Below are 20836 nucleotides of genomic sequence, written 5' to 3' on the forward strand. Positions count from 1 at the left end.
CTAGTCCCCGTTACCGGGGGTGGGCGTCGTCTTCTGGATCTGCATCAGGAACTCGATGTTCGACTTCGTCTGCTTCATCTTGTCGAGCAGCAGCTCGATCGCCTGCTGCTGGTCGAGCGCGTGCAGCACCCGGCGCAGCTTCCAGACGACGGCGAGCTCCTCGCTGCCGAGCAGGATCTCTTCCTTGCGGGTACCGGACGCGTCGACGTCCACCGCCGGGAAGATGCGCTTGTCGGCGAGCTTCCGGTCGAGCTTGAGCTCCATGTTGCCGGTGCCCTTGAACTCCTCGAAGATCACCTCGTCCATGCGGGACCCGGTGTCCACCAGCGCGGTGGCGAGGATGGTCAGCGAGCCGCCGTCCTCGATGTTGCGGGCCGCACCGAAGAAGCGCTTCGGCGGGTACAGGGCGGTCGAGTCGACACCACCGGACAGGATGCGGCCGGAGGCCGGGGCGGCGAGGTTGTACGCACGGCCCAGACGCGTGATCGAGTCGAGCAGCACGACGACGTCGTGGCCCAGCTCCACAAGCCGCTTGGCGCGCTCGATGGCGAGCTCGGCGACCGTGGTGTGGTCCTCGGCCGGGCGGTCGAAGGTCGAGGAGATGACCTCGCCCTTCACCGACCGCTGCATGTCGGTGACCTCTTCCGGACGCTCGTCGACGAGGACGACCATCAGGTGGCACTCGGGGTTGTTGTGGGTGATCGCGTTGGCGATCGCCTGCATGATCATGGTCTTGCCGGTCTTCGGCGGGGCCACGATCAGACCACGCTGGCCCTTGCCGATCGGCGACACGAGGTCGATGATCCGGGTGGTCAGCACGCCCGGGTCCGTCTCCAGGCGGAGGCGGTCCTGCGGGTAGAGCGGGGTCAGCTTGTTGAACTCCGGGCGGCCGCGTCCGTGTTCGGGCGCCATGCCGTTGACGGAGTCGAGGCGGACCAGCGCGTTGAACTTCTCGCGCCGCTCGCCCTCCTTGGGCTGGCGGACCGCACCGGTGATGTGGTCGCCCTTGCGCAGGCCGTTCTTGCGGACCTGGGCGAGGGAGACGTACACGTCGTTCGGGCCGGGCAGGTAGCCGGAGGTCCGGATGAACGCGTAGTTGTCGAGGATGTCCAGGATGCCCGCGACGGGGATCAGGACGTCGTCGTCGGCGAGCTGCGGCTCGGCGCCGCCGATCTCGTCGCGCCCACGACGGCCACGGCGGTCGCGGTAACGGCCGCGACGGCCGCGACGGCCGTCACCGAACTCGTCGTCGTCCTGCGGGCCGGCGCCCCGGTCCTGACGGCTGCCGCCCTGCTGCTGCGGCTGCTGCTGCTGACGGTCCTGGCGGTCCTGCCGGTCCTGACGACCGCCCTGGCCACCCTGGCCGCCCTGCTGCTCGTCGCCCTTGTTACGGCGGTCGCGGTCCCGGCCGCGGTCACGGCGGTCGCGGCGGCCACGGCCTTCGTCACCGGCGTCGGCCCTGGCCTCGCCCTGCTGCTGGGGCTGCGCGGGCGTCTCGGCCTTCGGCTCGCTCTTCGCCTCGGCGGCGATGGTCTCGGCACCGGTGGCGGTGGGGCTGCCGGCCTCGGCGGTGGCCCGGCGACGGCGGCGCTCGGCCGGTGCCTCGTCCGCGCCGCGCTCGGCCTCGCCCGTGCGGGAGGTGCCGCCGGCCGGCTGGCCGGGGATCTCGATCTGCTGCTGGGCCACGGCCTTCTCGGCGGGGGCCTCGGCGGCCTGCTCCGCCTTCTTTACGGCGGCCTCCTCGCCCGTACGGGCCTTGGAGGTGGCCCGGCGCTTCGGCTTGGTCTCGGTGGCGGCCTCGGCGGCCTTGGGGGCAGCGCCCCCACCGGCCTGCGCCTCCTTGATGACCTCGATCAGCTGGCTCTTGCGCATACGCGCCGTGCCCCTGATGCCGAGGCCGGAGGCGACCTGCTGAAGCTCGGCCAGCACCATGCCGTCAAGGCCGGTACCGCGGCGCCGCCGGGAGCCGGCACCGGAGGCAGGCGCGGAGGCGTCCGTGGCGGGCGCGGCAGCGGTCTCCTCGACACGTGCGCCCATCAGATCGGTGGTGTCGCTCACGAAGGGTCCTTCCCTGGAGCGGACGTCGGCCTGTCTGGCTCGGCGACCGGTTGTGCTGTCCGGCTTCGGTCCTTGCTGTGTGGACCGTGCCGGGGCGGTGGTCCGCCTAAGCGGCGGAGAGAATTTCTGATGACGGCGCTTCCTCAGCCGGTGGCACGCGGTGTCACGAGGCGTGGTTGCACCAATTCCGGAGCGGCCCAGCGGCCCGCCCAGTGCCCGGGTACGGCGTACTGCCCAGGTACGTCATACAGAACGCTGAGTGGCTTGGGAGACTCCCGGAAGAATGTCCGTCCCCGACGGGGACACGATGCACCTCGCCATGGTGGGGTCGGGTGCAGACTTGAGGTTAACACTACCGGATCCAACAAACATTCCCCCTCTCCAAATCCGGCAATCGTGCGCGTCACATGTCGCTGGAAGTGTCATGTGCGGGCGCGAGCGGCAGCACACTCGCACCCTGGACGTCGAGGTTCAGCCGGTTGGCGGCCCAGCCCGGACCGGCCAGGGCCTGCACCTTTTCGGCGCTGCCGGCGTCGGCGAGCGCCATCACGGTGGGTCCGGCGCCGGAGATGACGGCCGGTACGCCGTCGGCGCGCAGCCGCTCCACCAGGGCGGCGCTCTCCGGCATGGCGGGGGCGCGGTACTCCTGGTGCAGACGGTCCTCGGTGGCGGGCAGCAGCAGCTCGGGGCGCCGGGTGAGGGCCTCGACGAGCAGGGCGGCACGGCCCGCGTTGGCGGCGGCATCGACGTGCGGCACGGAGCGCGGGAGCAGTCCGCGCGCGGTCTCGGTCAGGACCGGTTTCCCGGGCACGAAAACCACCGGAACGATGGAATCGCTGGGCTCCATCCTGATCGCCCGGGCGGCGCCGGACTCCATCCAGGAGAGGGTGAAGCCGCCGAGCAGACAGGCCGCCACGTTGTCGGGGTGGCCCTCGATCTCGGTGGCGAGCTCCAGCAGGGCGGCGTCGTCGAGTCTGGCCTCGCCGCCTATGGTCACCGCCCGCGCGGCGACGATGCCGGCGCAGATCGCGGCGGAGGAGGAGCCGAGGCCACGGCCGTGCGGGATGCGGTTGGCGCACACGATCTCCAGCCCGCGGGGCTGTCCGCCCAGCAGGTCGAAGGCGGTGCGCAGGGAGCGTACGAGCAGGTGGCTCTCGTCACGCGGCAGCGTCTCGCTGCCCTCCCCCGCGATGTCGATGTGCAGCCCTGAGTCGGCCACCCGGACGACGACGTCGTCGTAGAGCCCCAGCGCGAGGCCCAGGGCGTCGAAGCCCGGACCGAGGTTGGCGCTGGTGGCGGGGACGCGCACCCGGACGGCGGCGGCGCGGAACGCTGGACCGGCCATCGCTCGATGACTCTCCTTGAGCTGCGTGATGGTCGAATGACATTCGATAGGTACGGGAGGGACCCTCGGGCCGTGGAGACGGCGCGGCACCGCGCCATATGCGGAGGCATATGCAGCGGGCGGGTTCGGTACAGCCTATCGAAGGAAGGTTCTGTGGCGACATAGGGCGCACAGGAGGCGCACGATGCGTGTCGTAAGCCCCCTGTGCCCCCTCCTTAGGGAAGTCCCCTGTCCGGGACGTCCGGGACGCCCTCCGGTGACTCTCTAGGCGAGGCCGAGACGCTCCGCCGCGGCGGCCGCGTCGACCGGCACGGTGACCGGCTGCGGGGCGCCGGCGACGGCCCAGTCGGGGTCCTTCAGGCCGTTGCCGGTGACCGTGCAGACGATGCGCTGGCCCGGGTCGACCTTGCCCTGCTCGGCGGCCTTCAGCAGACCGGCCACCGACGCGGCCGAGGCGGGCTCCACGAAGACACCCTCCTGAGCGGCCAACAGCCGGTAGGCGCGCAGGATCTCACGGTCCGTCACCTCGTCGATGAAGCCGCCGGACTCGTCCCGGGCCGCGAGCGCGAACTGCCAGGAGGCGGGGTTGCCGATCCGGATCGCGGTGGCGATCGTCGACGGGTCCTTGACGATCTCGCCGCGCACGATCGGGGCGCTGCCGGAGGCCTGGAAACCCCACATCCGGGGGGTCCCGGTGGAGATGCCGTCACCGGCGTACTCCTTGTACCCCTTCCAGTACGCGGTGATGTTGCCCGCGTTGCCGACCGGCAGGACGTGGATGTCGGGTGCGTCGCCGAGCATGTCCACGATCTCGAAGGAGGCCGTCTTCTGCCCCTCGATACGCACCGGGTTGACCGAATTGACCAGCGCCACCGGGTAGTTCTCGCTCAGCTTGCGGGCGAGGGTGAGGCAGTCGTCGAAGTTGCCGTCGACCTGGAGGATCTTCGCGCCGTGCACGAGGGCCTGGCCCATCTTGCCGAGCGCGATCTTGCCGCGCGGCACGAGCACGGCCGACACCATGCCGGCCCGCACCGCGTACGCGGCGGCCGAGGCGGAGGTGTTGCCGGTGGAGGCGCAGATGACCGCCTGCGCGCCCTCCTCCTTGGCCTTGGAGATGGCCATGGTCATACCGCGGTCCTTGAAGGACCCGGTGGGGTTCGCGCCCTCCACCTTCAGGTGGACCTCGCAGCCCGTGCGCTCGGAGAGCACCTGCGCGGGCACGAGGGGCGTGCCGCCCTCGCGGAGCGTCACGACCGGCGTGGTGTCGGAGACGGGCAGCCGGTCCCGGTACTCCTCGATGATTCCGCGCCACTGGTGGGTCATTGCTGGTTACTCTCCTTCAACCCGCATGATGCTGGCGACACCCCGCACGGTGTCGAGCTTGCGCAGCGCCTCGACGGTCCCGGAGAGGGAGGCGTCGGAGGCCCGGTGGGTGACGACGACGAGGGACGCCTCGCCGTCCTTGCCCGTCTGCCGAACCGTATCGATGGAAACCCCGTGCTCGGCGAACACGGTGGCGACCTGGGCGAGAACACCCGGTTTGTCGGCGACGTCGAGGCTGATGTGGTAGCGCGTGACGACGTCGCCCATCGGGGACACGGGCAGGGCCGCGTACGCCGACTCGCCGGGCCCCGTTGCCCCGCTGAGCCGGTTGCGGCAGACGGCGACCAGGTCGCCGAGGACCGCGGAGGCGGTCGGGGCGCCGCCGGCGCCGGGACCGTAGAACATCAGCTGGCCCGCCGCGTCCGACTCCACGAAGACGGCGTTGTAGGCGCCGCGCACGGAGGCGAGCGGGTGGGTCAGCGGAATCATGGCGGGGTGCACGCGGGCGGTCACCGAGCCGCCGTCCTGGGCCCGCTCGCAGATGGCGAGCAGCTTGATGGTGCAGCCCATGTTCTTGGCGGAGGCGAAGTCGGCGGCGGTGACCTCCGTCATGCCCTCGCGGTAGACGTCGTCGAGCCGCACCCGCGAGTGGAAGGCGATGCCGGCGAGGATGGCGGCCTTGGCGGCGGCGTCGAAGCCCTCGACGTCGGCGGTCGGGTCGGCCTCCGCGTATCCGAGCGCGGTGGCCTCGTCGAGGGCCTCCTGGTAGCCCGCCCCCGTGGAGTCCATCTTGTCGAGGATGAAGTTGGTGGTCCCGTTGACGATCCCGAGCACCCGGTTGACCTTGTCGCCGGCGAGGGACTCGCGCAGCGGGCGGATCAGCGGGATGGCGCCGGCGACGGCGGCCTCGTAGTAGAGGTCCCGGCCGTGCTGCTCGGCGGCCGCGTGCAGGGCGGCGCCGTCCTGGGCGAGCAGCGCCTTGTTGGCGGAGACGACCGACGCGCCGTGCTCGAAGGCGGTGGTGATGAGGGTGCGGGCGGGCTCGATCCCGCCGATGACCTCGACCACGACGTCGATGTCGCCGCGTTTCACGAGGGCGGTGGCGTCGGTGGTGACCAGGCTCGGGTCGATGCCCTCACGAACCTTGGAGGGCCGGCGGACGGCCACTCCGGCCAGTTCGACCGGGGCGCCGATCCGCTGCGCGAGGTCGTCGGCGTGCGTCGTCATGATGCGCGCCACCTCTGAGCCGACAACCCCACAGCCCAGCAGCGCCACCTTCAGCGGACGCGTACGCATCATCCGACCTCGTTTCCTCATACCGTCTACGGTTGGACCAGTCTCACTCACCGGACGGGAGTTTCTACCCTTCGTCCGGATCGTGAGACATCTATTTCATTCTGTGGCGATGGAAGACCGGAGATCTTCCGCCCGTGTCAGCCGCCCGTCTCAGCCGACGTCGAGACGCAGGAGGTCCTCCTCCGTCTCCCGGCGGACGATGACCCGGGCCGCGCCGTCGCGCACGGCGACGACCGGCGGCCGGAGCACGTGGTTGTAGTTGCTGGCCATGGAACGGCAGTAGGCGCCGGTGGCCGGTACGGCGATGAGGTCACCGGGTGCCAGGTCGCCCGGCAGGAACGCGTCCTTCACCACGATGTCCCCGCTCTCGCAGTGCTTGCCGACGACGCGGGCGAGCATCGGCTCGGCGTCACTGGTCCGGGACACCAGAGCAACGCTGTACTCGGCGTCGTACAACGCGGTCCGGATGTTGTCCGACATGCCTCCGTCGACCGACACATACGTCCGCAGCCCGTCGAGGGGCTTGATGGTGCCGACCTCGTACAGGGTGAAGGCGGTCGGTCCGACGACGGCCCGCCCCGGCTCCACGGAGATCCGCGGCGTCCGCAGCCTGGCGGCCTCGCACTCGCGCGTCACGATCTCGGTGAGCGCCTTGGCGATCTCGTGCGGCTCGCGCGGGTCGTCGTCGCTGGTGTACGCGATCCCGAGCCCGCCTCCCAGGTCGATCTCGGGCAGCTCGACCCCGTGCTCGTCCCGGATGTCCTTGAGCAGCCCCACGACCCGGTGCGCGGCGACCTCGAACCCGGACATGTCGAAGATCTGCGACCCGATGTGCGAGTGGATCCCGATGACCTCCAGCCCGTCGAGCTGGAGCGCCCGCCGCACGGCCTCCGCGGCCTGCCCCCCGGCCAGCGGAATCCCGAACTTCTGGTCCTCGTGGGCGGTGGCGATGAACTCGTGCGTATGCGCTTCCACACCCACGGTGATACGAATCTGCACCCGCTGCCGGGTACCGAGTTCCTGCGCGATGTGCGCGACCCGCACGATCTCCTGGAACGAGTCGAGCACGATCCGCCCCACACCGGCCTCGACGGCCCGGCGGATCTCCCCCTCGGACTTGTTGTTGCCGTGGAAGGCGATGCGGTCGGCGGGCATCCCGGCCGACAGAGCCGTCACCAGCTCCCCGCCGGAACACACATCCAGGTTGAGCCCCTCCTCGTGCAGCCAGCGCACCACGGCCCGCGACAGGAACGCCTTGCCGGCGTAGAACACGTCGGCGTCCGGCCCGAAGGCGGTGCGCCAGGCACGCGCCCGGCCCCGGAAGTCGACCTCGTCGAGGACGTAGGCGGGTGTGCCGAACTCCTCGGCGAGGGTCTTCACGTCGACCCCGCCGACGGTGACGACCCCGTCGGTGTTCCGGGTGACGGTCTGGGCCCACACCTTGGCGTCGAGGGCGTTCAGGTCGGTGGGCGGGGCCGCGTAGTGGCCCTCGGGAAGGACATCGGCGTGCCGGGGCCCGGCGGGGTGTGCGGAACGGCTCATGACTCTTCTGGCGCTCTCTTCAGAGGTGTTCGGGTGCGTCGATGCCGAGCAGGGACAGGCCGCCGGCCAGCACCGTCCCGGCGGCTTCGGCGAGGGCGAGCCGGGCACGGTGGGCGACCGAGGGTTTCTCCTCGCCACGGGGCAGCACGGTCGGCAGGAACGGCAGGACGGCATCGGCGACGGTGACGAGGTGCCGGGCCAGCCGGTCGGGGGCGCGATGGGTGGCCGCGCCGGTGAGGATGCGGGGGTAGTCGGCGAGGGCGGTGACCAGGCCGCCCGGGGCGTCGGGAACGTCGCCGGGCACGGCATCGAACCCGAGCCGCCCCGCTCCCCGCCCGACGGCGCGCACCCGGGCGTGCGCGTACCGCACCCGGAACAGCGGGTTGCTCTCCCGCTGTACGAGATGGTCGGCGGTGATCCGGGGCCGGTCATGGGCGGCCGGATGCAGCAGCGCCCACTGGGCGGCGTCGGGCCCGAGCGGGGCCGGGTCCTCCGGCGCCGGAACGGGCCGCAGACTGACGGGCTCCCCGTGCTCGACCTCACCGCGCCCACCCTGCGTCGCGACGATCCTCACCACCGCGTCGGCGACGACCTCGGCCCGCACGTCGTACGGCACCCGCAGCGCGACCACCTGCCCGGCGAGGGCGTCGCCGTGGCCGTAGGCACCCCCGAGGCCGCGGATCTCCCCCACCAGGGTGGCAGTCGGCGACGACCCGGAGCTGAGGGAGATATTGAGAAACCCCGGCCCGGTGACGACGACGTCCTCGACGCCGGCGCACTCCGCGAGCCGCGGCACCAGGATCTCGGCGACCCGCAGCGGGGGCTGCCCGGCGGGCTGAGCGAGCTGCAGCGCGATGTTGGTGGCGTAGTCCCCGCACCCACCCGGCCCGGGCGGCGTCACCACGACCCGCTCCGGCACGGTGACACTGAGCTCCCCCTCATCCACAGCACGGCGCACCGCGCGCAGCACGGTGCGGGAGAGCTCGACGGGGGTCACGGGACAAGCGTAGGGGAGGAGGGGGGTGGGTAGGCGAGCCGGATTGGCCCGGTTCCGGGATGTGGACGGACGGGCCGGAACGAACGGGGCTGGGCCCACGGCCCACGGCCCCACGGCTCACGACCCCATGGCTCACGACCCCATGGCTCACAGCCCACAGGATTCACGGATAGACGGAATACGCTGAATACACCGGATGGACGGGATACCCGGATATCACGGATATCACGGATGGGCGGGATTCACGGATAGAGCGGATTCACGGATAGGCGGGATTGCCCCCGGCCCGCTCCCCCGAGAAGCTGACATCGTCACCGACTCCCTCGTCCTCCCCCGCCGCGCCGCTCCGCCGCCGGTCGATCAACTCCCTGACCAGCCGGACGAGTTCGCCAGGCTCGAAGGGCTTGGCGAGAAACGCGTCGACGCCGACGTCAAGACCGGTCTCGACCTCGTACTGCGTACAGGCGCTGACGATGGCGAGGGGAAGGTCATGGGTCCGGGGATCGGCACGGAGCTGAGCGGCCGTCCGCAGCCCGTCGAGCCGGGGCATGACGACATCGAGGGTGATCACATCGGGCCGCACCCGATGAACGACATCCAGACACTCGGCACCATCGGCCGCGGTCACGACCTCGATACCCTCCAGTTCGAGATTGACCCTGATCAGCTGCCGGATGACCTTGTTGTCGTCCACAACAAGCACCCGGCCCGACGCCCCTGGCACAACTCGAGAGTAGGTCCGGACCGGCCACCGCGTCCGGGTTTTCCTGACTTCCGCCCCCTGCGGGGGAGCACCCCCGGAAACCCGTTCCTGATCACCCCGACCGAGCTGGTAGTGTTCTACCCGTCGCCGCGAGCAACAGCTCAACGCCAGACGCCCCCGTAGCTCAGGGGATAGAGCAACGGCCTCCGGAGCCGTGTGCGCAGGTTCGAATCCTGCCGGGGGCACTCCGGATTATGGCCCTGACCAGCAGAAATGCCGGTCAGGGCCTTTCTTGTGCATGCCGAAACAGCAACGGCCAAGTAAGCCATGTGCACTCGCCAACCCACGCATTCCGACCTGGGATTTTGGCGCACCGGTAGACCGAAATCCCAATTGTCCGATCCCGTGACATCGCTCCCTGCGGGATATGCGCGGGACGGAGGCGTCTAAATCGGGGTTCCTGGAGCCACGACCCGCTTGTGAGCTGCATGTTTGCGGCCAGGGAAGCGAACAAGGCAGACGTCTGAGCAGGCCGTTCCACTTTCCTGAGCCGAGGGGTCAGAGCCTGAAACCGGGGTACCTCACGGGCTTCAGATCTAGTGGAGCGCCGCGCTCCTCGGCACCAGCGGAAAGCTCCTGCTGGCCAGGGGCTTTCCCGCCTCATGCTGGAGACAACCGCGGAACTGCCTATATCGCGTCGCAGACGACTATTGAGAGTCCTGCTCGGCTACCGGAGCCGGGGCCACGGCAAGAGGTAGGAAGTACTCCTCGGCCAGCTTCGCGAGGTGTAGCGGGAGGGGCCGGGAGAGCGGGTGGTACTCATCGTGGAAGCGCAGCTGATGGGCGGCCGCTGCAACCACGGCGGGCCGGTCCGGGGCTATACCGGCGCGCCCTGCGGCCGCCAGAGCCGACTCGGACAGGCAGCCGAGTACGGTGAGTTCCAGAGCCTGCGGGTTCCAGGCGGTGGCTGCGGGGCCGTGTGGCCAATCCTTGTGGGGCACCAGCTTGCGCAGGTCATTCCGCACCGTGCCCGCAGCGGGCGGCTTGCCGACGGTACTGATGAACACCCGATCGTCCGGGCCCGCGCCCTGTGCCGCCCACAGACCGGCGGAGAACCCTGGCGTCTCCTCATCGGTCTCGGCAGGTGCGTACCACTGGGGTGTCTCGCCACGACTGTTGGCGTCCCGAAGCAGCACCATCCGCAGGTCCCTTCCGAAGAGCGCGAGCCGGGCGGGCGGCTCGCCATGGAACGTGACCATGTCTCTGCGCAACTGGCCGTTGTTGAGGCCGGGCCAAGCCTCACGCAGGTTGCCGCTGTTCGCCAGCAGTAGGGTCGGCCGGTCGCGCACCTGGTAGAGCAGCGACCTGATCTGGCGCTCGACCTCGTCGCGCCGCTCCTCGGTAGTCGAGGCAAATCGGCCTGATCGGGTGCGCGTTGCGGTGGCATCCGCCACGGCGCCATCGGTGGCGAGGGTGAGCAGCAGTTGGGCGTAAGGTACCCATTTCTTACGGGCGTCGTCCCACCCTCGTACGGGGTGCACCGGATCGTGTGGGCGGATCCGGAGAGCGACCAGGCGCTGTCCGGCCTGCCGCGTCGGTCCGTTGGCCTTTCGCCGGACCTGCCAGAGCGCAAGGTATTGGAGGTCGTCTGCCAGTGCCTCGTCCAGCCGCTGATCCGGCGGGACCACGGCCCCGAGCTGGCGCATCCCGTCAGCCAGGGCGGACCGGGCGCGCAGAGCCACAGCCCCGTCGGAGTCCTCCGGTACGACGATGAACTGGCTGACCCGCCGGGCTGCGGCGCAGCCGTGCCGCAGGGCCGACTTGGGGTCGGAGTCCTGTACTGAGAACCGATCGGGGCCCAGCGTCTCTACGATCGCCAGCCCCACCGGACTGGTTCGAGGGCCAAGCTGGACAGCTGTCAGCGCGGCCCGCTCCCGCACGGCTTCGGCCAGTGCCTGGGCTCGCGACCGGCCGGATTTCCGGACGACCAACAACGGGGCGCCCAGGGCACCAAGTGGCCGGGCACGGAGCACAACGTGCAGGTCTCCGTCCTGCCACTCATAGTCGCCTTCCACTCCGCCGGAGCCGGTCGGAAGTCCCAACCACTCGCGAAGCATCGCGATCAACTCGTCGCGGGTTTCCTCGGTCTGCCAGAGCACGTCTATCAGCAGCGGCTGCCCGCCGAGTGCCGCGCGCACCGCGTCGCGCCGCGCTTGCACGCGCCGTCGGGAGCACACCTCCTGCTTCTCCAGATCCTTCGTCGCAGAGGTGGGCAGCAGGGCGGGCTTGGCCTTCCGATGCGCGCGTTCCAGGTCGGGCACTCGACGCAGGACTGGGTGGAGACTCTCCTCAAACCACTGATCGAGGAGCGAACGTTCGAGTGGCATAAGTCCGGTGCCGACGCCGTGCCGGCCCATCGCCGTGCTGTGCAGGATGCCTGCGGCAACTCCGTCGCGGCCCTCGATCCAGTCCACCGGTTCGGTGATCAACTCGGTCGGCTTGGGGTAGGCCCGAAGCACGTCGAGTTCGGGCAGCAGGTCGACCAGGCTATGCCGGCTCCAGGACAGCATGCCCAGGCCACGGTCGAAGGCCAGGGAGTTGGCAGTCAGCCGTCGGCGCGAACCGTCGGCCCCAGACCAGGGCAGAGGTGCGTCGAGCAGGGCAGTCGCACCTCGGCCCTCCGGCAGCCGGACGGGCGATCCGGTGGCCCAGCGGCGGATCCCGTAGGAGACGTGCACCCTGAATCTCGCGGCGAACGGCACGGTCTGGACGGTGATGGTCACCAGACCCGAGTAGTACCAGGTGCTTTTCCCTCGGGTGTATGTCCGTGGCGGCCAGCTGACCAGCTCGACGCCCTGGTCGCGGGTGACCAGCCGGAAGGAGAGGTCGACGCCGTTGAGGTGGAGAGGGCGAGCAGCGAGCCTGGCGCCGATCCACTCGGGCAGCAGGTGGTAGAGCCTCCGGTCGGGTTGGGCCGTGCCTCCCGGGGAGGGCTCCGCTGCGGTGAGGTCCAAGGACTCGTGCCGCCACTGTGGGGTGTGCCGGTCGATCAAAGCCAGTGCCCGATCCAGGGCCGCTTGGTGGTCGGCCGCACGCTCGGCATCGGAATCGGTGCTGGGCGGCAGGGTCATCACCCACGAGACCAACAACGGGGCGACCAGTTCGGCCGGCATCTCCTCGGACGCGTAGAACCAGGGAGACTCAGCGCTGTTTCCGGCTCCCCGCCCGGTGGCCACCAGGCCCGGGGCTGTGGCCCGAAGTAGGTCGTTGAGCTTGCTGATCGGCAGGCCTACCGGTTGTTCCCGGCGACGCCACCGTCGCCGGTAGAGGTCCATGAACTCGGTCCGCCATTCCTCTGGAAAATTGATAACGCGATATTGCTCGGTCCAGGCTCCGGCCTGCGGGTCCGGTTCATAGGCGGTGGTGCTGATCAGGCGGTGCATGCGGTGTTCCCTTCGTCGGTGAACTGGATGAGGCAGCGGTCGAGGGCAGTCCACATCGGCCGGTAGAGCGCCTGGACGATGTGCCGGTCGGCCGCGGGCACAGGAGTGTCCGGGGTGAAGTAGGGCCTGAGCACGGCATGGATGCTGTGCAGGAGACTGGTCTTCGGGGTGTCCGGCTGACCTGGCGACTGGCCGGTGGCCAGGTTGGGCGCGAACGCGGCGTCAACGAAGGCGACCCGGGTGGGTACCGCGCCGCGCACGGAGCGGCCGATCACCTGCCAGATCAGCACGAGTAGATCCCAGGTGACCTGCTTCCGGTCGTCATCGCTCAGACGGCTCCAGGCCATGCTCCTGGCCAATACCCGGTACCACTGAGAACGGGCCAGGTCCCTGACCTTGCGGGCGCCCAGGCCCAAGGTGAGCTCGCCCCTGACCCAGTCGGTGAACTCCCCACCGTCGATGGCCCGCACGATCCAGTCGTTGATCGCGTGCACCGCGAGGCCAAGGTCGTCGGGACGTGGGTTGGGCCGGGCGAGGAAGTAGATCGACCCGATTGCAGCGTGCCGGCGGTCGAGGTCGAGGATGTTGTGTCCGCGTTCCACTGCTAGCAGAGGCGCCACCAAGATGTCGGCATTGGTGTTGGCCAGCGTCTCCACGTCGCCGCGGCGCAGAACGGGGGCGTGGTGTTCGTCGTCATCCGACCATGTGCCAGCGCTGGGGTCGTCGTCGGACACCAGCCGACGGACTCTGCCCCTCCAGCGCTTGTTAAGGGTGTGCAAGGTGTCCGCCACAAGCTTGGCTTCCTCATAGCTGCCGACAAGCAGGAGGATGTGACGGCGGTTCTCCGGGAGGAGCCTCAACTCCTCCTGGAGACGGCTGATTCCGGTGTCGTCCTTACCAAGGGCGATGGCCATTCGGCGCAGGATGGCGGCTCGCTGGTCGAGTGGCTCACCCGAGAGCCGCTCTGCCTCATTAGGCGCCTGGCACTCGCACGCCACACGGCACAAACAGTCGTCGCGGACGAACTCGAAGCGGAACTCGCTCTGTTCAACGATCCGTTTCAGTTCCTTCGGATCCGGCTCAATGATCACGCCGATAGGCACCGGGATGTGGTAGCGGCTAGAGCTCCCGGCCCAGCTGCTGCCCGACATCAGCAGGACATTGGTGCCGGGTCGACCGTCCACCGTCGGCAGGTCAGGCATCGCACGGAGCAGTTCCCGGCCGAGCCCGCTACAGCGGAAGAAGCGCAACTCTCCGGTACGCGCTCCGCCGAGGTCCGGGCCTTCCATCAGGAACTGAAAGCCGATCACATTGCCCATAGGCGCCTCGGGCACCATCGGGCCGTAGTCGAGCGGCCTGCGGTACATCTCGTTGAAGCCCAGGTTGAGTGCCGCCGCGACGCGCGGCCACATGGCGTTGATCAGGGCGAGTTTGGGCTCCAGCGCGCTGAGCAGCAAGGTGAACTCAAAGCGGGTCATCAGTAGGCTCAGCCACTGTTCCGGGTCCTCCGGCAGACAGTCCTTCCTCCGGCGCTTGGCCCTCCTGCGGCTCGCCGCACGCTGCGCAGGTTTCCGCCCCCACTCACCTTTGGCGCGGGCACGCAGCTCCTGGTAACGCTCCCGGCCTTCGTCATTCGGCTCCAGGAGGGGATCGAGGTCGAAGAGGTCACGGACCACCATCTCCAGCCGACTGCGGGTGTTCTCGCGGTAGTTGGTGTGTAGTAGTTCGCTCAGCAGGCCGGTGAGTGCAACGCCGTCCTCGGGGATCTGGCGCCGGTCACCGAACGGATTCTCTCGGAAGCCGTCAAGGATTTCGGTCAGTCGGCGCCGCGGCACCCGAAGAGAACGCTCGGCGTCGGGCTCCGCCGCCTCAGCCTGAGTGCCGTCGTAATCTTCCGGCAGCGGGTACCGCTCCTCCAACAGGCGGAGCTGGAGCGTCCAGGTGCTAAAATAACCGGTCCTGACCCAATCGCGCAGGCCGACGTCACTCACCAACATGGCGACCAGGCGGTCCGCTGCGGTCTGCGTGGTGTTGACAGCAGCCGACCAGTTCTCAACGTCCCGGTCCGACAGCTGGATCCGCCCAGCACCGGCCAACTCACGGATGCGATGCTGGTTGACATCGTCAAGAAAAGACCGAGTGTCGGGACCCCCGCCGATCAGCGGGATGCCGGGCGCGAACATCCGGTCGAGTTGCATCTGGACCCGGTCTGCTTCGTCGACGATCACCAGGTCGCTGCGCCGACAGGCGAGTTCGAGGTAGCGGATGCGCTCGTGATTCTGCGGGTGCGGCACCGCCGAGTCGATCAGGCTGGGCGGTGTGGCGACCCAGACAGCCGCATCGACCAGTTCGCGGGCACCGTGATGGCGGGGGCAGCCCGACCAGAACGGGCAGGCCACCCGACGCCGTATCCACAGGTCGTCCGCGTAGTCGCCGCGACTGCCGGGCGGTTGCAGCCTGGTGCACGGTGCCTCGCCGAAACCGAGCAGGTCGTCGGCGGGTTGACCATCTGCGTGCCGTAGCGCGTTCAGGGCACAGGACGTACTCAGGTAAGCGAACCCAGCGTCGTCGTGGGTAAGCAGATTGCGCGAGCCACGGCCGACCAGCCGCCGGTGCAGCCGTTCGGCGTGTTGCTGACGGCCCGTCGCGCCGAGCACCGGGGCAGCCGAACCGGGGACGTACGTGTTGTACAGCTGAACCAGCTTGAGCTGCTCGGCAACGTCCCCAACCACCACGGTCGCCCGAAGGCGCCGCCTGGCCAGGTGTACCGCCAGCACGTCCCGCAGGGTGCTCTTGCCGGCGCCGACGATGCCCAGCAGATGCTGGATCCCCGCTACCTCGAAGGAGTCCGCACATTTGAACTTGCCGGCCTGGCGAGTGAAAAGGTGGATCGCATCCAGCCGTCCGGTCCAATTCTCAGATTTGACCGAGTCCATGAACTCCGCAGTCTTCACCAGGTCGTCCCATCGGAAGGTCAGCGGCTCACCCCCGTTCGCCGGGGGTGCCGCAAGGTCGTGGCCGACCGGTGGCGGCAGGCTGTGCTCAGGGAGCTGGACGGTGGTCAGATGCCGACCGATCGGGAAGGCATGCCGGCCGGCCTTCGCGAACGTCAAGGGGCGTCCGGCGAACTTCGGTGCCTCGCGCAGCAGCAGCTCGTACGTCTCCCAACGGTCCGGTGCCACCGACAACGAGGAGCGCCGGACGGCCGGAAGGCCCGGATCGGCGACCTCATAGGCACGGAGCTGGCGGTCAAGCCGCTGGTACTCCTCAAGCGCCTCGGTCCAGGCCAGACGACGGCCCCAGGTCCATAGTGTGTGCCGGGCCGTGCGGAGGGTTCGTTGCCCGGCCGCATCTACGGCTTCCCAGGCCCACGCGAACGGGTACCCGCTGAAAAGCGTCCAGGCATCCGCTGCCGGCGCGCCGGCAGCAAATCGCTCCTGAAGGACGAGACCAACCTCGATCTCACAAAGGGAGACCAATCGGGCCCTCTTTATCTGCGGTGCGGCTTTCAACAGACAGCTGACCACCTCACCCAGCGACTGGGCGGTGCTACGCATGATTCTTCCTCGCTCGGACGGTTGGCTCCGGTGTGGTGAACTCGCTCGCGGACAGCAGACGCACCCGTGCGTCGGCGGGCAGCGCACGGTCGAAGTCCTGCCGGTACCCGGCGTACGCCACGAGCTCGTCCGGGACTACGACGTCCAGAGGTCCGCCGAGCCGGGCAGCAACATCCGCTGCCCGCAGGGCGGCTGGAACAGGCTGTTCCCGGTTGTGGACCTGAAAGGTGTGGAGTGTCCCGTCGTGGCCGACGGCGCGGTGGACACCCAAACCCAGCGGGAGCAACTGGGCCTGCGACGTGAGGCGAGAACGGACGGTATGTTCGGTGCGGCCTGGGAGCGCGAGGAAGAGCCTGAGCCCGAACGGCAGAGCCAGGGCGTGCCCGAGTTGGTGCGACGATTCGAATTCGCGGTCCCCCGGTAAACAACCGCCCTCGCACCAGGGACCGGCCGTCGTCACGGGTTTGGCAAGCAGCAGACAGCTTTTGCAGCGGTGTACCAGCCCGTCGATAGTGAAGCGGTCTGGCACGGGGGCATAGAGGTCTTTGACCAGCTTCCAGGTCTGAGCCACAGTCGGCTGGAGCATCTCCATCGGGTCGAACCGGAGGATGATGGGTCGCCGGATGAGGAAGTCGCGGCAAAGTGCGAAGCGCTCCACGGTGCCGCAGGCGTCAGCAAGTTCAGCGAGCCGGGTCTCGGCCTCCTGCTCCAGCGCGCCACGCGGGCCAAGGGAGGCCAGTTCGGCGCAGGTCCGGGTCGGTTCGCCCGCCGCGGGATCGATCAAGCGGGCAGCGTCGGTCAGGAAACCGCTTGGCAACGCCAGTGGCCATCCCGAAGGCCCGCGCTCCCTGAACCAAAGCAGCAGCTCTGGCACTCCGACGGGCACCGGTTGACCGTGCATCAGCCCTAACAGCACCACGCGGTCCAGCGCCAACTGGAGGCTCGACGGATAAGGCAGCCGGAATGTCGACGATCGGTCCACTGAAATCAGTTCAATCACGCCCCGGGCCACCTCCGTGAGGAGGTCAACATCCGTTCGTTCATCCCCACTCACCGGCTTGTCCCCGCTCCGTGCCCCTGCGGCCGCCGGGCAGAGCACCATCTGGCCACCTCGCAGGTGGCACACTCGGCACCAGGGACGGCCTCGAAGAGCGTCTCCGCGTGCCAGCCCGAAACTTGCTCGCGCAGTACCGCCTCAGCGGCAGCCTGGGTCTCCGGAGCAAACGGGTCGAGGATCCGCAGATCGACGCCTCCGGGGTGCAGCAGTTCCAGTTCGACCCGTCCTCCGGCCTGCGGTCTGGGCAGCACGCCACCAGCAATGACACGGACGCCCAAGGCCAGTTGAGGATAGGTGGCCAGTATGTTGCGACGCGGACGGTCACTGGCGGAGGTCTTGGTCTCCCGCCAGATCCAGGAACCCGCTTCCCGGTACAGCAGGTCGGGCTCTGCCAAGACCAGCAAGTCGGCCGCGGTGTCGTCGAACACCAGCCGGGGCTCAGTCTGGATCTCCGATCGCGGTTCAGCCGTACGGAGTGGGCACACCTCGGCGTGATGACGCAATAACTCGGCCCCGAGCTGCCGCTCCTCGTCGGGGAGCCGGTAGTCCTCAGGCACCCAGTTCGCTGGGATCTCGGGGGTACACGGCGTACCCGACCACTGGCCATGCCGCTCAGCGAGGAACGCGTGGACCGCCCGACCACGCTCGACGGCTGCCCCCCGCTCCACGGTGTCATCGGCTGGGAGCCGAAGGCCGCGCAGATAGCCGCGGGCCGGACAGCTCCGGTGCCCCCGCCCGGTGGTCGAGGACCAACTACGCCACGGCCGACTCCGATCGGCTATCCCGAGGAGCCCCTCAGCCCGCGGAAGCGCCGGACAGACCGGCGCAACAGCACACGAAGTACAGGCAGTACCGGGCCGGTACTCCTGGCTGTCGAGCAGTGCGCGGACAGCGGGCGCCCCGTCGGCCCGGTACAAGGCCAATGCCTCGTCCCGATTGCCATCGAAGATCGTGTCCGTTCGACCGTCGGACAGCGCGAACTGGACAACCCTGACCCATTCGAGCCGGGGATCGAGATTCCCCTCCGCCACAACCAGGGCGGCCACGGCGCGCTCCGCCGCGCTGCGCTTACGAAGCCGGTTGACCGGTAGGCGTAGCTCACGCAAGCGGCCGTCGTCGGACTCGAAGCACAGTCCCCACGCTGTGATCCGGTACTCCACAGTGCCCCGCCCTTCGCTGCTTGGGCGGTGGTGCCTGTATACCCAAGGCCGACGGGTGAGTCGGAGGTCCAGATCCGCAGAGAACGCCTCCTGGTACGTCCGGAGCGCATGCTCGGTCCACTGCCGAACGCCGTCGTGCAGCGGACGCCGCCGACCGCCGCGAGACACGCTCGGCGGAGGCTCGTCCACCGGCCATTCGAGTTTGTCAGCCTCGTCCATGAAGGGGCCGTTCGGAAACGGGTTCAGCACCTCGGGCTTCCAAGCGGCCCGCTCGCGCGGCCGCAGTCCGCGAGCCTTCAGCGCATCGGACGCCGGGCATCGGTACCGCTCTGGACCGAACATGCCCAGGCGTACCTCAATGACGCCGGAATCCCCAACCAGGCCGTCGGGTGGCCAACTCGCTGTCATAATGTCCTCACTTCTCTGCACCCCGGGGCATGCGATCGAGCCGGCCGGGAAATTTTCTTTCGGGTACGGAGCGTGCGCCTTGCTTCCTGGAACTCTTCTGAACGGCCGTTACCGAGTTTTGCGACCGCTCGGTCACGGCGGCGAAGGCGAGATCTTCGTTGCCCGGGACGAGCACCTCCGCAAGGACGTGGCGGTCAAATCACAGTTTCACCGGACCTTCGAGTCGACAGCCGACTATTCCTATTTCGGCCAACATCTAGAAAAGGAGCTCGAACGACTTCGATTCATGTCGAACGTTCGGGGGATCCCGGAGGTGTTGGGGGACGGTCGCTATGGATGGAGCGAACGCCGGTACATCGTGATGGAACTCATCGAGGGCATCACGGTCGCGTCGTGGATCAACGAGCACCATCCCGTTCCGGCCGCTGCAGCCATGTCGGTTGTCGCACAGCTCTGCGAGATTCTGAATGGCGTGCACGCCGAGAGATATGTCCATCGGGACGTCACACCGAACAACGTCATGATGCAACCCGACGGCCGGGTCCGGCTGCTGGATGTGGGCATCTCTGTCGCGATCGGAGAGGAGAACGCCGATCCTCGCGGCACTCCCGGATACGCCGCCCCGGAGCAGTACGACCCAACCTCGGTGCTCACCCCGCAGGCCGACGTCTTCTCCCTCGGCGCCATGTTGTTCGCGATGACCGTGTCAGAGTTGCCGTACAGCGGCCGGGAAAGTCCGCCCGACGGCACGACCTCAGCCTTCCCAATCGACTTCCGTGCCGAGATGCCGGAAGGGCTCCGGAGCCTCGCGCTCGCCATGGTTTCCGTCGATCCGCACGAGCGGCCAAGCGGCGTGGCCGAGGTGTTGGGCTACCTACGGCCAATGCTGCCAACGTCTGGCTCCCTCGCGTCCCCGAAGGCCACGCGACCCGACCCAACGGCCCCATACCGGCTCGGCTTGTCCGGACCGTGATCCTCCCTTGGGGACTCGCTGTCACGGCAGGCACCTCAACTGCTCGACAGCCGTGTCGAGGTCACTCTCACCCAGTTCTCCCAGCAGGACCTGAGCCCGCTCGATCGCCTCCTCAGCCTCCCGAGGCCGACCGGCACCACAGAGCGCTTCCGCGAGCCAGACCAGCGTCCTGGCCTCCCGGCTCCCATAATTCAGCGACTGGTAGAGGTCGCGGGCACGCTCGAAGTCCATGACGGCGGCCTCGTGCTCCGCCAGTGCCACCCGGATCCGGCCCAGGCTGAACAACACATGTGCCCGACCATTTACGTCATCCGTAGTGTCCAGCAGGGTCAGTGACCGCAGGCAGTGCTCCACACCCTCGTCGTACTGGCCCAAGTCGTAGCGGGCACTCCCAATGCCGTTAAGGGCGGCTCCGCTACCCAAGGGATCGCCAAGTCGTTCGAAGGCAGACAAGGCAGCCGTGAAGTGCTCCAGCGCCTCACTCGGTGCGCCGTTCTCTCGCAGCAGAACGCCTAGAACGTAACGCCCCATGGCAACACCCGGAACGTCTCCGTCATCCTCGCTCACCCGTACCGCCCTGCGCAGTTCTTGCGTCGCCTGGGCCAAATTACCGAGGCCGCGATAAGTACCGGCAAGCATCCGGTGAACCATAGCCACATCCGCCGGACCGGCCTCCCGCCTCGCAGCCTCGAGAGCGCTAGTCAGGTACTTGAGCGCATCCAAATTGCGCCCAGAGCGCCACTGGAAGGTCACCAGGGCCATCGACAGCAACCATGTGTAGCGGTCGAGTCCACGATTCTCGGCAAGCCTGACCGCAGCAGTCAGCGTCGAGTACTCGTTCTCGAACCAGGACATCGCATCCGCCGCGCAAGTCGGAGCCGAGTAATTGTCAATTCCTGTGGATCAGTTGCGGTCGACCAGGCCGCGATAGTGGCGGAACCTTCGATAAGGTTGCAGGCTGGCCCCCCGCTCAC

General features: G+C 68.6%; 13 protein-coding genes and 1 tRNA gene. 2 read left to right on the forward strand and 12 right to left on the reverse strand.

The features are described 5' to 3' along the window. The 7 genes from rho to ACWGKQ_RS44465 all read right to left on the reverse strand — a co-directional run bounded on the left by rho (nucleotide 1) and on the right by ACWGKQ_RS44465 (nucleotide 9285). Nucleotides 1–2058 (reverse strand): transcription termination factor Rho, encoded by a 2058-nt coding sequence (rho, locus tag ACWGKQ_RS44435; protein WP_453297765.1) that lies wholly within the window; start codon nucleotides 2056–2058, stop codon nucleotides 1–3. Between the two features lie 403 nt (nucleotides 2059–2461). Further along, entirely contained in the window at nucleotides 2462–3403 is a 942-nt protein-coding gene (gene thrB / locus ACWGKQ_RS44440) for a homoserine kinase (RefSeq protein WP_453297766.1), read from the reverse strand. Between the two features lie 264 nt (nucleotides 3404–3667). Beyond that, the gene (thrC, locus tag ACWGKQ_RS44445; RefSeq protein ID WP_453297767.1) at nucleotides 3668–4726 is read right to left on the reverse strand and encodes a threonine synthase; all 1059 of its coding nucleotides are present in this window, start codon (nucleotides 4724–4726) and stop codon (nucleotides 3668–3670) included. A 6-nt stretch (nucleotides 4727–4732) separates the two neighbouring features. Beyond that, entirely contained in the window at nucleotides 4733–6022 is a 1290-nt protein-coding gene (locus ACWGKQ_RS44450) for a homoserine dehydrogenase (protein ID WP_453297777.1), read from the reverse strand. A 150-nt stretch (nucleotides 6023–6172) separates the two neighbouring features. Further along, nucleotides 6173–7564 carry a diaminopimelate decarboxylase gene (lysA, locus tag ACWGKQ_RS44455; RefSeq protein ID WP_453297768.1) on the reverse strand — a complete coding sequence of 464 codons (1392 nt, stop codon included), beginning with the start codon at nucleotides 7562–7564 and terminating at the stop codon, nucleotides 6173–6175. A 19-nt stretch (nucleotides 7565–7583) separates the two neighbouring features. Beyond that, on the reverse strand, nucleotides 7584–8561 hold the full coding sequence (nrtL, locus tag ACWGKQ_RS44460; RefSeq protein ID WP_453297769.1) for an ArgS-related anticodon-binding protein NrtL: 978 nt from the start codon (nucleotides 8559–8561) through the stop codon (nucleotides 7584–7586). Between the two features lie 259 nt (nucleotides 8562–8820). Next, nucleotides 8821–9285, reverse strand: coding sequence for a response regulator (locus tag ACWGKQ_RS44465; protein ID WP_453297770.1), 465 nt, complete (start codon nucleotides 9283–9285; stop codon nucleotides 8821–8823). Nucleotides 9286–9437: 152 nt separating this feature from the next. Here ACWGKQ_RS44465 and ACWGKQ_RS44470 point away from each other — a divergent pair. Next, a tRNA-Arg gene (locus tag ACWGKQ_RS44470) sits at nucleotides 9438–9509 on the forward strand. 462 nt (nucleotides 9510–9971) lie between these two features. Here the strand turns inward: ACWGKQ_RS44470 and ACWGKQ_RS44475 are convergent. From ACWGKQ_RS44475 to ACWGKQ_RS44490, 4 genes are read right to left on the reverse strand one after another with little or no spacing between them, the layout of a single operon-like run. Further along, nucleotides 9972–12707: a pPIWI_RE module domain-containing protein gene (locus ACWGKQ_RS44475; protein ID WP_365804296.1), complete on the reverse strand. Its 2736-nt coding sequence runs from the start codon at nucleotides 12705–12707 to the stop codon at nucleotides 9972–9974. Next, nucleotides 12695–16264, reverse strand: coding sequence for a pPIWI_RE_Z domain-containing protein (locus ACWGKQ_RS44480; RefSeq protein WP_453297771.1), 3570 nt, complete (start codon nucleotides 16262–16264; stop codon nucleotides 12695–12697). The genes ACWGKQ_RS44475 and ACWGKQ_RS44480 overlap by 13 nt, the downstream gene beginning before the upstream one ends. Next, complete coding sequence (locus ACWGKQ_RS44485; protein ID WP_453297772.1) at nucleotides 16257–17366, reverse strand: pPIWI_RE_Y domain-containing protein; 1110 nt, start codon at nucleotides 17364–17366, stop codon at nucleotides 16257–16259. The genes ACWGKQ_RS44480 and ACWGKQ_RS44485 overlap by 8 nt, the downstream gene beginning before the upstream one ends. Continuing rightward, entirely contained in the window at nucleotides 17315–18823 is a 1509-nt protein-coding gene (locus ACWGKQ_RS44490; RefSeq protein ID WP_453297773.1) for a PD-(D/E)XK nuclease family protein, read from the reverse strand. The genes ACWGKQ_RS44485 and ACWGKQ_RS44490 overlap by 52 nt, the downstream gene beginning before the upstream one ends. A 67-nt stretch (nucleotides 18824–18890) precedes the next feature. On the opposite strand from ACWGKQ_RS44490, the gene ACWGKQ_RS44495 reads away from it, so the two are divergent. After that, on the forward strand, nucleotides 18891–19862 hold the full coding sequence (locus ACWGKQ_RS44495) for a serine/threonine protein kinase (protein ID WP_453297774.1): 972 nt from the start codon (nucleotides 18891–18893) through the stop codon (nucleotides 19860–19862). A gap of 21 nt (nucleotides 19863–19883) precedes the next feature. On the opposite strand, the gene ACWGKQ_RS44500 is transcribed toward ACWGKQ_RS44495, so the two are convergent. Then, on the reverse strand, nucleotides 19884–20717 hold the full coding sequence (locus tag ACWGKQ_RS44500; protein ID WP_453297775.1) for a tetratricopeptide repeat protein: 834 nt from the start codon (nucleotides 20715–20717) through the stop codon (nucleotides 19884–19886). Nucleotides 20718–20836: the final 119 nt, after the last annotated feature.

Source organism: Streptomyces sp. NPDC054770 (assembly GCF_053611985.1).

Coding starts and splice junctions, on each gene's coding strand:
- thrB (WP_453297766.1), bottom strand. CDS start 3,403: ATGGCCGGTCCAGCGTTCCGCGCCGCCGCCGTCCGGGTGCGCGTCCCC.
- ACWGKQ_RS44490 (WP_453297773.1), bottom strand. CDS start 18,823: ATGTTCGGTCCAGAGCGGTACCGATGCCCGGCGTCCGATGCGCTGAAG.
- ACWGKQ_RS44480 (WP_453297771.1), bottom strand. CDS start 16,264: ATGCGTAGCACCGCCCAGTCGCTGGGTGAGGTGGTCAGCTGTCTGTTG.
- ACWGKQ_RS44495 (WP_453297774.1), top strand. CDS start 18,891: ATGTCCTCACTTCTCTGCACCCCGGGGCATGCGATCGAGCCGGCCGGG.
- lysA (WP_453297768.1), bottom strand. CDS start 7,564: ATGAGCCGTTCCGCACACCCCGCCGGGCCCCGGCACGCCGATGTCCTT.
- ACWGKQ_RS44475 (WP_365804296.1), bottom strand. CDS start 12,707: ATGCACCGCCTGATCAGCACCACCGCCTATGAACCGGACCCGCAGGCC.
- ACWGKQ_RS44450 (WP_453297777.1), bottom strand. CDS start 6,022: ATGCGTACGCGTCCGCTGAAGGTGGCGCTGCTGGGCTGTGGGGTTGTC.
- thrC (WP_453297767.1), bottom strand. CDS start 4,726: ATGACCCACCAGTGGCGCGGAATCATCGAGGAGTACCGGGACCGGCTG.
- ACWGKQ_RS44500 (WP_453297775.1), bottom strand. CDS start 20,717: ATGTCCTGGTTCGAGAACGAGTACTCGACGCTGACTGCTGCGGTCAGG.
- ACWGKQ_RS44485 (WP_453297772.1), bottom strand. CDS start 17,366: ATGGTGCTCTGCCCGGCGGCCGCAGGGGCACGGAGCGGGGACAAGCCG.